This window comes from Pelagibacterium halotolerans (genome assembly GCF_044811015.1).
Taxonomy (GTDB): domain Bacteria; phylum Pseudomonadota; class Alphaproteobacteria; order Rhizobiales; family Devosiaceae; genus Pelagibacterium; species Pelagibacterium halotolerans_A.
Map to the genome: position 1 here is coordinate 1 of NZ_CP085243.1, position 11,730 is coordinate 11,730.

Below are 11,730 nucleotides of genomic sequence, written 5' to 3' on the forward strand. Positions count from 1 at the left end.
GGAGGGGGAGGAGAGGCCCGACGATGACGGCGGAGCAGGGTGCGAGAAACCGAAGTCACCCCGCCCTTCCCTCTCCCACCGTCATCCTCTCCGCCTCCCTCCACCGTCATCCCGGCCTTGAGCCGGGACCCGCAAGGTTTCAACGCCCCGCGCAAGGGCTGGGGGCATAGGGGTTTGCCGCCGGGTGTGGTTCGTTCCACTTCTGATGAGGATGCGACAGAGCAGCAGGTCCTCGCGTCAAGCGCGAGGATGACGGCGGAGGGGGAGATGACGGAGTTCGCGAGGATGACGGTGGGGTATGGGAAGGCGCGATGCATCATGCGCCTTGCCGGACAAGAAAAATCCGGCACGATCCGACGCAGTTATGCTTGAGAGTGTCCTAAGCCGCTGTGTCTGGCTTCGAACGCAAGCCGGCGGCGATCTGGCGGTTGATGTTGATCAACGCATCGAGCTTTTCAGGGGTCGGAGCACCCATGATTTCCATGGTCTGGCCCATGACGAAAATACCGAGATTGGCAATGTTCTCGCGGATCGGAGCGGGCAAGGGGCTGGCGTCGTCCGTCACTGCGGCGATGAAAATACTCCAGACCTTGCGGTTGCGGGTCAGCGCTTCGTCGAGTTCGGAAGGGGAAACCGGCCAGTTGTCGCGGATCTGCTGGAGGCGGCCGGCGAGCTTGGCGAGCAGGTTGGCTTCGAGATCGCGGGGGTTAGCCGTTTGACGGGCCGTCTGTTGATACGCCAGAGCTCCGTGTTGATACATTGGAAAGCAGTCCCCCTTCGTAGTCGATCAACTTGCGCGCGATCCTTAGAGCTTTGTACAAATCGCCAGTTAATATCTCGTTATTGATCTGGTCGATGTAGGGCAGGGTCGAAGGGGCCGCCTTGACGATATCGTTGACCAGTTCGAAATAGCTTTTTTGCAGCTTTTCGACGTTCTGTTCGACATACATGATCTGGATGGCGAGGTAGAGCGATTTGGCGGGCGTATCCGCAGTCTTGGGCGTCAGGATGTCCTTCTCGCGAAGGATCGGCGCGGAGCCTTCGATATAGAGGCGTGTGCGCTGGTCGGAATTGGTGATCACGCTATTGCCGATCAGCATTTTCTCGCCGGGCTTGAGTTCGACTTTCAACGCCATGATTCGCTCTCCGGATTTGGGGGGAACTATGCGGTTTAGGCGAGGAAAAGGGAAGGGCGGGGTGTGTGGCACCAGGGCAATCGCTTGAAGCCAACCTCTCCCCCCTCGCTGCCCCCGACTTGATCGGGGGGCCATCAGCGCTTTGGCGAGCCGGGATCGTCGTGCGATACACGCTAGCGCCACCGCGCCTTGCCGTGCCGAATGGTGAGGGCATCGGGTGCATTGGGCCGACAACGCGCCCCTCGCGGTCTCACCATTCGGCACGCCCCCGGTTTCAGGCCGCGCTTTGCATCGCACGTCCAATTCGGGCGCGCAAACGCTGATGGGCCCCCGATCAAGTCGGGGGCGGCGAGGGGGAGGTGGAGGTGGAGGCGCCAGACCTAGAGTTCGCCTCCATCCGGGCAGATAGCACGTCCCTTCAAGCGATTGCCCCGGGGCGTGGCACGGGCGCTCTACCAAAAAAGAAAGGGCGGGCCTTCTGGCCCGCCCAATCCTCTAAACGATCTGCTCTTCTTATTCTTAGAAGAGACGGAGAACAGCCTGGTCGGCCTGCGAAGCCATCGACAGAGCGGTCGAGGACAGCTGCTGGCGGGTCTGCAGGGCGAGGAGGTTGGCGGCTTCCTCGTTGGCATCGGCCAGGGTGAGGTTGGACGCGCCGGTCTCCAGCGTGTTGACCATGTTCTTGGTGAAGTCCTGACGGTTCTGCACGATCGAGAGGTTCGAACCGAAGGTCGAGGACTGCGACCGCACCTCGTTGAGGGCCGATTTGACGTCGCCAAGGATCTTGTCGATGTTGGCGTCGCTGTCGAGGTCCTTGGCTTCCATCGTGGTCGGAACGCCCAGATTGCCCGAGTTGATGGTTTCGCCATTCTCGGTCTGGATGTTGATTTCCGACGTGCCGGTCTCGTTGAACGTGATCTGCAGGTTGTCGCCGCGCAGCAGGTTGATGCCGTTGAACGAGGCGTCGTCGGCGAGTTTGTCGAGCTGGTCGCGCAGTTCGTTGAACTGGTCGGCCAAGCCAGCACGGACGGAGTTGCCTTCGATCGTGCTGGTGCCCGCTTCGCCGTCGATTTCACCGTCAGCGTCAACGCCGGTCACGGTCAGATCCTGTGTCGACTGGTTTTCGATCCGGAGCTTGCCGTTGTCGTTGGACGCACGGATTTTGCCGTCGAGATTGGCATTATTGTTAATCGCGGTGACCAGAGCGTCAACGGTTTTGGCTTCCGTGTTCTCCAGGCTTGCCGTACCAGCGGAACCGTCGGCGCCAAACCCGAGGTCAGTCGCTGCCAACCCTGTTGCCGTACCAGCACCGGGCGCCACGGCAAGATTGCTAACCGTAACGGAAGCATCGCCACTCGTCACTGCAGTGTCGTCAGTAAACGCGAGGTTACCGCCTTCGTTGCTGGCCGTGAGGCTGACAGGAGTCGAAGCGGCATCAAATGCAGCGTTCAAGCCGGTTACGAGTTCGTCAAGCGAAACAGCGTTAGCGTCGGCTACGGTCGACGTGGTTGCAGCACCACCATCAATCGAGACGCTGAGCGTCGTGTTGTCAGTGGCGGTAACCACGACGGAACGTGTGGCACCATCGCTGCCGGTGACATCGAACGAGATGCTATCGTCGAAGTTAGCTTCAGCGTCTTCAAGGTCAAGCGCGGTGAAGGCGTTGTCAGCCGTGATCCGGCCTTGCGAATTGGTCATTTCGACCGAAACAGCCGTATCGCCAACGGCTCCACCGCTGAACGCGACGGTTTCAGTGCCGTCGAGGTCTGCGCCGTCAATGGCATAGGAAGCAGTCTCGAACGACTTGTCCTGACGGGCCTGACGCAGGGTGGACTGCATCGATTCGAGCGTCTTGGTGATCGAGGAGAGGCCGTTATCAGCGGCTTCAAGTGTCTGGATACCATTAGCCATGGAGTCCAAGAGCGAGTTCATGTCGCTGGCACGAGCGTTGAGGCCCGAGGACGTGAAGAAGTTGGTCGGGTTGTCCAGAGCCGAGTTGACCTTCTTGCCGGTCGCCAGTTTGGTCTGGGTCGCGGACATCATGTCGGCGGTGTTCTGGAGGGAGAGCAGGTTCGAGCGAACCGCTTTGGAAAGCGTTACTTCAGACATTGGTATCCCCTTCTAGGATATATGTATCGCGTATAAGCGCCTCTTCCTGAGACGACCGGCCCGACACTGCGGCGGGAGGTTCTAAGGAATGGTTAATGTCGGTGGAGCAATTGACGGGGTGCGGGGCGGCGGTGGGGAAGGGTTAATGAAGGGTGATCGGGGTGTTGCGGGGCTTCGCGGATAATGATGAGCGGTTAATGACGCGCGATCCCCTCCCCCCACCGTCATCCTCGCGTCAAGCGCGAGGATGACGGTGGGGGGAGGAGAGGACACGGTGGGGACGAGGAGAGACCGGCGGGAGAAGGAGAGGATGGTGGGGGGAGGAGAGGACCGCGCGCCGCTATAACGGATCACCGGCGATTTCCGCCCACAGATCGTCCCAGTGGGGATTTTCGTTCTCGATCAGGTCCCACTTCCATCGCTGGCGCCACTTTTTGAGCGTCTTTTCACGCGCAATGGCGTCTGGCACCGTCGGGTACATCTCGAAGAAAACCAGCCGCGTGATGTTGTATTTGCGCGTGTGACCGGCGAACGCTTTTTTCGCGGTGCTCATAAACGCGCCGGGTCAGATCGTTGGTGACTCCGATATAGGTCGCGCCGCGCCGGCGGTTGGCGAGAATGTAGACGTAGCCCGCCATGCCGCCAGATGTGGCCCTACCCAAACAGCCGGAGCACCGCCTGGTCGGCCTGGCTGGCTAGGGAGAGGGCGGTTTGGGAGAGTTGCTGGCGGGTCTGGAGCGCAAGCATGTTGGCGGATTCTTCGTTGGTATCGGCAAGCGTCAAGTTGGCGGCGCCGGTTTCCAGCGTGTTGATCATCTCCTTGGTGAAATCCTCGCGGTTCTGGACGACCGAAAGGGTGGAGCCCAGATCGGATGCTTGTGCGCGCACTTCGTTGAGCGACACCTGGAGATTGGCCAAGAGCGTGTCGATGTCCTCGTCCGCGTCCAGATCCTCAGGATCGACCTGGAGGATATTGAGGTTGGAAACGTTGATGGCGCGGGCCTCGCCCTTGGCGTTCTTGGCCTCGATCACAAGGGTCGACGTGCCGGATTCATTGAAGACGATCTTGAGCTCGTCGCCCCGCAGGAGGTTGACGCCGTTATAGGAGGCGTCGTCGGCGATGCGGTCGAGTTCGGTGCGCAACTCGTTGAACTGGCGCGCGAGGCTGGCACGGATGTCGTTGCCGTCGATTTCGCTGGTGCCGGTGCTCGCGTCAATTGTGCCGTTGTCGACGCCGGTGACGGTGAGCGCGCTCGTCGACTGGTTCTCGATCCGGAGCTTGCCGTTGTCGTTGGCAGCGCGGATCTTGTCATCGAGATCGGGGTCCGCGTTGATGGCGGTGACCAGTTGGTCGACCGTGCGGTCGGTGACGTTTGTGGTCGACGCGGTGCCGCCGCCATCGAAGCCGAAGCTGCCAGTGAGAACCGGGGCGCCGGATGCGGCGACGTTGGTGACAGAAACGGCTGCGTCGCTGCTGCCAACCGCGTTATCCGCCGTAAACACGATGGCGCCGCCGACAAAGCTCGTCGTCGCACCGACGTCCTCGCCGGTGAACGCAGCGTTAAGTGCGGTGGCCAATTCGGTTCCGGTCACGCCATTCGTGTCCGTAACGTCGGTATCGTAGTCGTTGCCGTTAATGCTGACCCGGATGGTGTCGGCGTCGACGGCTTCAACGGAAACGCTCGTGGCGGTACCGCCATTGGTTGCGATGTCGAATGTCAGCGTTTCACCGAAGGCGCCGCCATTGTCGAAGTCGAGGTTGGTATAGGCCGCGCCGGTCAGTACGCCCTGCGCGGTCGTCAAATCCACGCCAACCGGCGTCGCGCCGACAGCTCCGTCGGAGAATGAGAGCTGGTCCGCGGCGGCGAAGCCCGTGCCGAGTGCGTAACTCGCCGTTTGGAACGACTTGTCCTGGCGCGCCTGGCGGAGCGTGGACTGCATCGATTCGAGGGTCTTGGTGATCGCCGACAGGCCATTGTCCGCCGCTTCAATGGTGCGGATGCCGTTCGACATGGCATCGAGCAGGGTGCCGATATCGGCAGCGCGACCCTTCAGGGATGCGGCGGTGAAGAAGTTGGTGGGATTATCCAGCGCCGAATTGACCTTGAGGCCGGTGGCCAGACGCTCCTGGGTGCGATCCATCATTTTGGCCGTGTTCTGCAGGTGCAGAAGGTTGGAGCGGACGGCTTTCGACAGGGATACGTCGGAGGACATGGCGTTTCTCTTCCTGGTTCGGCGTATGCAGAATCAGCCCGGTTAGCGAGCTGTTAACCATAGTGTGTAGCGCGAGATGCTACTGAAAGGTTAACAAAGTGTGATTGTATAGGTCCGAATTAACTCTTGACCGTCAGGCGCGGCGGTCGCGCAGGGCGAGGCTGGATTGGGGTGGCGTCCAGGGTTCGTCGCGAGATACGGGTCCTGCGTGAGGTTGGGTATCGGCAGGGAGCATGGCAGCTGCGAGGAGGCTGGCTTCGAACAGGGTCGCAGATTCAACGGATCCTGTAACCTCCTGATTGTACTCAAGATTTTCGATTTCGGGTGGCGGTACTTCGGTCTTTTGCCGGGCTGCCGGGTCAAGGCGCGCGCCAACGCCTGCCGCTACCGGCGCAACGCCGGGTGCCCCGGGTTTGGGGGCGGGGCGTCGCGTTGTGGCGGCAATACCGAAGGGGCCTTGCAGCAGTGAAATCGAACCAGCCATTTGTTAACCACTTTGCGCCGTATGCGGCAAAAGTTGCCGGGCAGTATCTGCCTGAGGTAATGAGTGGCCGGTTATGAAATTGGCTCGACTTGTCTTAAAATGAGACGGGTTAAAGGGCAGGGCGATCGGGTGAAGGATATATCTGCGGTATGCGGTGTTGCTGGATGCACCATGTCTGCTCCGCACGCCCCGTCATCCTCGCGCTTGACGCACTTCCGTCCGGTTCAGGGCAAAGCTGCGCCTCCCCCGCCATCGTGTCACCCCGGGCCCTGATTACCGGTTCGTTTGAACGCACAGACGAGTCCTTTCACGCGCTGGACAGCGCGTGGCTGGATTCCGGGGACTAGCCCCGGAATGACAGCGTGGGGGGAGGCAGGTATGGTGCCAACCTGTCATAACCACCGTGCAGGGCTCCTGGGTTAAAGGGCCTTGTTTATCGACAGGCCGCTAACGGAGGGTGTGGCCTTTTGGGGGTTCGGGCCGGGGGCGCCGTAGGTCTTGGGCGTGTTTTGCTGCTGCATCTTTTGCGCCACCTCGCCCAGGAGGCTCTCGGTGACGGATTTGGCGGTTGCGAGGACACGGAGATTTTCCGCCATTTGGGTCGCCAGCGCCTCGTGACCGCGCCTGAGGGTTTCGACGCGCTCGGGGGCTTCGGCCTTGAGGCGGTCGGAGGCGCGTTGCACGGCGCGGGCGATGGTCACGTAATCCTGCGCGAGCTGGGTCTTCTCGGCAGTCAGGGCCGAGGCCTGCTTCATGTGGCCGGCGCGCAGGAAAGTTGTTTCGCGGTTCATCACCTCGACGAGCGCGGCGAGGGCGGTTTCGGCCCGTTCGCACAGAATTGCCGCATCGAGGGTTTCCAGGGCGGCAAGGCGGTCGGCTGCGGTCATCGTTGGTAGGCTCCGATTGCGTGGGTGAGAGGCACGTTGGGTGCTTGTTGGCTTTGTACGAGCGAGGCGAGGATCTGATCGGCGACGCCGATACCGCCGGCCTTGGCCATTTCGGCGGCGTATTGTTCGGAAAGCATGCCGCGCCAGGTTTCCTCGGCATGCCCACCGCCGAAGCCGCTTGCGTCGGTCGAGAGGCCCTTGAACATTTCGGAGACGAGCGTGTTGAGGAATACGCCCTCAAGCTCCTCGGCCTTCTCGCGGAGGCGATCGACTGCCGGCAGGTTGGTCGTGCCGAGCGTGAGGGGAGCGGCGGCGTCCATCAGATCACCTCGATTTCCGCCTGGAGGGCACCAGAGGCCTTGATGGCTTGAAGGATGGCGATGAGGTCGCGGGGGCTGATGCCGAGCGCGTTGAGACCATCGACAAGCTCCTGCAGCGAGATCGATTCCGGGACGACGGCAAGCTGGCGCTCGTCGGACAGGACGTCGATCTGCGTGTTGGGCTCGACGGCGGTCTCGCCGAGGCTGAAGGGTTCGGGCTGCACGACCTGCGGGTTTTCCGCAATCGTGATCGTGAGATTGGCGTGGGCGATGGCGACAGCGGAGACTCGGACGTCGCGGCCAATGACGATGATGCCGGAATTTTCGTTGATGACGATGCGGGCGGCCTGGTCGGTCTGGACGACGAGTTGTTCGACGTCGGTCAAGAGGTCGACGATGTTGCCGTTGAAATTGTGCGGCAGGGTCAGCCGGACATTGGCCGGATCGGCTGGGATGGCGGCGGGCATGCCGATCAGGTCGTTGATCGCGAGCGCGATGCGCCGGGCGGTGGTGAGGTCGGGGTTCTTGAGCGAGAGTCTCAGGGAGTCCTGTGCGGCGAGGGAGAAGTTGATCTCGCGCTCGACAAGGGCGCCGGAGGAAACCCTGCCTGTGGTCGGGACACCGGATACCACCGAGGCGGCGTCGCCTTCGGCGGAAAAGCCGTTGGCGATGACTTGGCCCTGGGCGATGGCGTAAACTTCGCCGTCGGCGCCGAGCAGCGGCGTGACAAGCAGTGTGCCGCCCTGGAGGCTGGAGGCATCGCCGAGGGCCGAGACGTTGACATCGACCCGCGTGCCCTGGGTGGCAAAGGGGGGCAGGTTGGTGGTGACCATGACGGCTGCGACGTTGGCGGTGCGCATATCTTCGCCACGGGTGTTGACGCCCATGCGCTCGAGCATGGCGACAAGGCTCTGACGCGTGAAGGGCGAGTTGTTGAGCCCGTCACCCGTGCCGTTGAGGCCGACGACGAGGCCGTAACCGACAAGCTGGTTATCGCGGATACCCTCGATATCGACGATGTCCTTGATGCGCGCGGGCGCGGCATGTGCCGCTGCCAGTGGCGTCAGCGCGGAGGACAGGGCGACAAGCCCTGCCAGTGCGATGCGAATGAGCGGTTGCAGCATTTCGTTCTTCCCGATTCCGTCTTTGCGAACGCCTTCCCCAAGGGTTCGCGTGTTCCGTTGACCGGGTAGCGAAAAGCGTGCCAGTTCTGCCGATGTTTGTTAGTGCGCTGAAATATATGGAAAATATATTGGCGGCGAAATACCTTTTGCGCGCGCATCGGCAAGGGTTGCCGGGTGGTTAAGGTAAAATTAACATCTCTGGGCAGATTCTGCCGGTCAGGATTTGTTAACCGATGGGCACGGCATGCGGATCGAGAGGGCAGGACGGACAGTTTCCACTTCCGGCAGGGCCGGTTCTGGCCGGACGGAGGACGGTGCGCGGTTTACGATCGACGAAAATCAACCACGTCCACGTACGGCACCGACCGCCGCGCCACAGGCCGCCGGCGGCATCGATGCGCTCCTGGCGCTGCAGGCGGTCGACGATGCGACCACGGGGCGCCGCAAGGCGGTCAAGCGGGCCAACAGCCTGCTCGATACGCTTGAGGAAATTCGTGCCGATCTCCTCACCGGACATGTGAGCGAAGGCAAGCTCAATCGGGCGATGGCCTTTTTAGGGCAGGCCAAAGGGTATTCGGATCCCGAACTCGACCAATTGGTGGCCGATATCGAGTTGCGAGTGCGGGTGGAACTGGCCAAGCTGGGGAAGTATCCGGCGCTTTAGGTATTCCTCAGGGCGATCGGGTGAAGCAACGCTGTCACGAATCGTGCGGCAGTCCCTGACGCACGCGCCTCTCCCTCCCTCCCTCCGCTGTCATCCTCGCGCTTGACGCGGATCTGTTCCGGGCTCGATCCTACGACGTTCACACATCTCCGTTTGAGGCCGCAGGGCTTGCCATCCGCACGGCTCCCCTTCTCCCCTTGAGGAAGAAGGGGAGCCGCGCGTGTGGCAAGGTTTGGCGTCTCAAACGGAGATGTGTGAACGTCGTAGGATCGAGTCCGGGGCGGGCTCGCGTCAAGCGCAAGGATGACGGCGGTGCGGGGGGCGCGCAAGTTTCCGGCACCAAGTGTAAAAGCCACCAAGTAGGCCTGCTACAGGGCAGCTTCACTTTATCCGATTGCCGTAAGGCATTCCTCTGCCCCCTGTGTGGCTAGCCCCTCAAATCCGACTGTAACAGTTGTGTGACTTTCACCAGTAAATGCCGCTCATCCGGAAAAGCCGGTTGCCCTTGATTGCGCATAAATTTATATAGGCGCCGACCTATGGTCTTACCGGGAGTGAGTCTATCGATGTCGGTTGATGCCCTAGCTGACGCTTACCGTCCTTCCGAGGACGAGGAGTTCATGAACCCCCGTCAGCGCGAATATTTCCGCAATAAGCTCGAGGCCTGGAAGGACGAAATCCTTCGCGAGAGCCGCGAGACCCTCGAAAATCTCCAGGAAGAAAGTACAAATCATCCCGACATGGCCGACAGGGCTTCGTCGGAAAGCGACAGGGCCCTTGAGTTGAGGACCCGCGACCGTCAGCGCAAGCTGATTGCCAAGATCGATGCCGCGATCAAGCGGCTCGACGACGGCACTTACGGCTATTGCGAAGAGACCGGCGAGCCGATCGGGCTCGCGCGGCTCGATGCCCGGCCGATCGCGACACTGAGCCTCGAAGCGCAGGAAATGCACGAGCGCCGCGAGAAGGTCTATCGGGACGACTGAGCCGGACTGCCGGAGCTGCCTCCGGGCAGGGGGAAACGATAAGAAATGGCCTGCCGGCTTCGCGCCGGGAGGCCATTTTTGTGCCCTGCGCCGGTCCAAAATGGCGAGAGGGCAGGAAGAGAGACAGGCATCACGCCGATAACGCAACCTCACGCTCGATCCCGATGGCTTCGAGGAAAGGGCGGTCGTGGCTGACGACGAGGAGGGCGCCGTCATAGGCCTTAAGACCGGACTCTATGGCGTCGATGGCGTCGAGGTCGAGGTGGTTGGTGGGTTCGTCGAGGATGAGGAATTGCGGCGGGGTCGGGCCGCCGAGCGTGCAGGCTAGGCCGGCACGGAGCATTTGGCCGCCCGAGAGGCTGCCGACGGTCCGGAGGGCAGCGTCGGCACGGAAGCGGAACCGGGCGAGGGCGGCGCGGCAGGCGTTTTCGGTGCTGTCGGGGTTGAGGCGGCGGAAATTGTCGCGGATGGTTTCGGTGCGGTCGAGGAGGGCGACCTGCTGGTCGAGGAAGGCGAGCGGGACGTTGAGGCGGACGGCGCCTGCGAAGGGGTCGAGATCGCCGGTGATGAGCTTCAAGAGCGTGGTTTTGCCCGAGCCGTTGGGGCCGGTGAGCGCTATGCGTTCGGGGCCGGTGATGTCGAGAGAGAGGTTTTGGACGACGGGCCTGTCCGGGTCGTAGCCGGCGGTGACGGCTTCGAGCCCAAGGACGGCCCTGCCGCGGGGGAGGTTGGTGGCCGGGAGCGAGACGGCGAGCGGATCGAGGATCTCGATCTTTTCGCGGGCTTCGGCAGCCTGTTTGGCGGCCTCTTCGCGCTGGCGGACGGCGAGGCGGGCGTTTTCGCCACTGGTGTTCTCGGCTTTGTTGCGCATGGCGTTGAGGAGGATTTTGGGGGTGTCGCCCTTTGCCCTTTTTCGATTGCCGGCGCTGTCTTTGCGGGCCTTGCGTTCGCGGGTTTCCTGGACCTTGCGGTCGACTTCGGCAACACGGCGTTCGGCGGTGACGAGGTCGTGTCTGGCTGCGGCGAGCTCGATGGCCTTGCGCTCGCGGTAGTGGCTCCAATTGCCGCCATAGACGGTGGCGCCGAGGGTTGTGAGCTCGACGAGTGTGTCCATGGTTTCGAGCAGCTCGCGGTCGTGGCTGATGACGATGGCGCCGCCGCGCCAGGACGCGAGCATGGCGATGACGGCGTTTCGGCCATCGCGGTCGAGATTGTTGGTGGGCTCGTCGAGGAGGATGAAATCGGGTTCGGCGAAAACGAGCGCGGCGAGCATGGCGCGGGTGTGCTGGCCACCCGAGAGCGTGGCGAGCGGCGTTTGGGGCGATGCGAGAAGGCCGAGCTTTTCGAGGGCGACGGCCATGCGGGCTTCGAGCGTCCAATCGGCGGTGGCGAGTTCGTCGACGGTGGCGGTGCCGGCTTCGGCGCGTTCGAGGAGCGCGAGGGCGTCGGTGACGTCAAAGAGCGAGGCGATGGTTTCGCCGGGTTCGGGACGGACGCTCTGGCGGAGCGTGCCGATTGTGCCGTCGCGGGTGATGGTGCCCGATTGCGGTGTCAGTGTGCCGGCGATGAGGCGCAAAAGCGTGGTCTTGCCGACACCGTTGCGGCCGATGAGGCCGGTGCGGTGGGGGCCGAAGGCGAGATCGAGAGGCTCGAAAAGCGTCTGGCCGTCAGGCGTGGACCAGGAGAGGTTCGAAACGGTGATGGAAGGCATGCTTGCGGATTTCCCCGATGACAGAGCGAAGGCGGCTGGCTGTCTGATGGAAATCCATTGCGGCACACATCCTGTTGGTGTTTCGGACGGGGTGA

The 11,730-nt window shown here is 62.2% G+C and carries 12 protein-coding genes and 1 pseudogene; 2 read left to right on the forward strand and 11 right to left on the reverse strand.

The window, feature by feature from the left end:
- Positions 1 to 379: 379 nt before the first annotated feature.
- The 10 genes and pseudogenes from flaF to LG281_RS00050 all read right to left on the reverse strand — a co-directional run bounded on the left by flaF (position 380) and on the right by LG281_RS00050 (position 8,274).
- Positions 380 to 760 (reverse strand): flagellar biosynthesis regulator FlaF, encoded by a 381-nt coding sequence (gene flaF / locus LG281_RS00005; protein ID WP_404403209.1) that lies wholly within the window; start codon positions 758 to 760, stop codon positions 380 to 382.
- The gene (gene flbT / locus LG281_RS00010; RefSeq protein ID WP_404403210.1) at positions 708 to 1,136 is read right to left on the reverse strand and encodes a flagellar biosynthesis repressor FlbT; all 429 of its coding nucleotides are present in this window, start codon (positions 1,134 to 1,136) and stop codon (positions 708 to 710) included. The genes flaF and flbT overlap by 53 nt, the downstream gene beginning before the upstream one ends.
- 519 nt (positions 1,137 to 1,655) lie before the next feature.
- The gene (locus LG281_RS00015) at positions 1,656 to 3,245 is read right to left on the reverse strand and encodes a flagellin (protein WP_404403211.1); all 1,590 of its coding nucleotides are present in this window, start codon (positions 3,243 to 3,245) and stop codon (positions 1,656 to 1,658) included.
- A 340-nt stretch (positions 3,246 to 3,585) separates the two neighbouring features.
- Positions 3,586 to 3,798: a GIY-YIG nuclease family protein gene (locus LG281_RS00020; RefSeq protein ID WP_404406820.1), complete on the reverse strand. Its 213-nt coding sequence runs from the start codon at positions 3,796 to 3,798 to the stop codon at positions 3,586 to 3,588.
- A 16-nt stretch (positions 3,799 to 3,814) separates the two neighbouring features.
- A pseudogene (locus tag LG281_RS00025) lies at positions 3,815 to 3,883 on the reverse strand (GIY-YIG nuclease family protein); the annotation flags it as partial.
- 16 nt (positions 3,884 to 3,899) lie between these two features.
- A complete protein-coding gene (locus LG281_RS00030) occupies positions 3,900 to 5,459 on the reverse strand; it encodes a flagellin (protein WP_404403212.1) in 1,560 nt (519 codons plus the stop codon).
- Positions 5,460 to 5,592: 133 nt separating this feature from the next.
- A complete protein-coding gene (locus LG281_RS00035) occupies positions 5,593 to 5,943 on the reverse strand; it encodes a hypothetical protein (protein ID WP_404403213.1) in 351 nt (116 codons plus the stop codon).
- Between the two features lie 419 nt (positions 5,944 to 6,362).
- A complete protein-coding gene (locus tag LG281_RS00040; RefSeq protein WP_404403214.1) occupies positions 6,363 to 6,830 on the reverse strand; it encodes a hypothetical protein in 468 nt (155 codons plus the stop codon).
- Positions 6,827 to 7,150: a rod-binding protein gene (locus LG281_RS00045; RefSeq protein WP_404403215.1), complete on the reverse strand. Its 324-nt coding sequence runs from the start codon at positions 7,148 to 7,150 to the stop codon at positions 6,827 to 6,829. Before LG281_RS00045 ends, LG281_RS00040 begins: the two co-directional genes overlap by 4 nt.
- On the reverse strand, positions 7,150 to 8,274 hold the full coding sequence (locus tag LG281_RS00050) for a flagellar basal body P-ring protein FlgI (protein ID WP_404403216.1): 1,125 nt from the start codon (positions 8,272 to 8,274) through the stop codon (positions 7,150 to 7,152). The genes LG281_RS00045 and LG281_RS00050 overlap by 1 nt, the downstream gene beginning before the upstream one ends.
- Positions 8,275 to 8,518: 244 nt before the next feature.
- Here LG281_RS00050 and LG281_RS00055 point away from each other — a divergent pair, with 244 nt between their 5' ends.
- Together LG281_RS00055 and dksA are read left to right on the forward strand one after the other, a co-directional pair.
- Positions 8,519 to 8,938: a flagellar assembly protein FliX gene (locus tag LG281_RS00055; RefSeq protein ID WP_404403217.1), complete on the forward strand. Its 420-nt coding sequence runs from the start codon at positions 8,519 to 8,521 to the stop codon at positions 8,936 to 8,938.
- Between the two features lie 566 nt (positions 8,939 to 9,504).
- On the forward strand, positions 9,505 to 9,924 hold the full coding sequence (dksA, locus tag LG281_RS00060; protein ID WP_404403218.1) for an RNA polymerase-binding protein DksA: 420 nt from the start codon (positions 9,505 to 9,507) through the stop codon (positions 9,922 to 9,924).
- Positions 9,925 to 10,054: 130 nt separating this feature from the next.
- On the opposite strand, the gene LG281_RS00065 is transcribed toward dksA, so the two are convergent.
- Complete coding sequence (locus LG281_RS00065) at positions 10,055 to 11,635, reverse strand: ABC-F family ATP-binding cassette domain-containing protein (protein ID WP_404403219.1); 1,581 nt, start codon at positions 11,633 to 11,635, stop codon at positions 10,055 to 10,057.
- Positions 11,636 to 11,730: the final 95 nt, after the last annotated feature.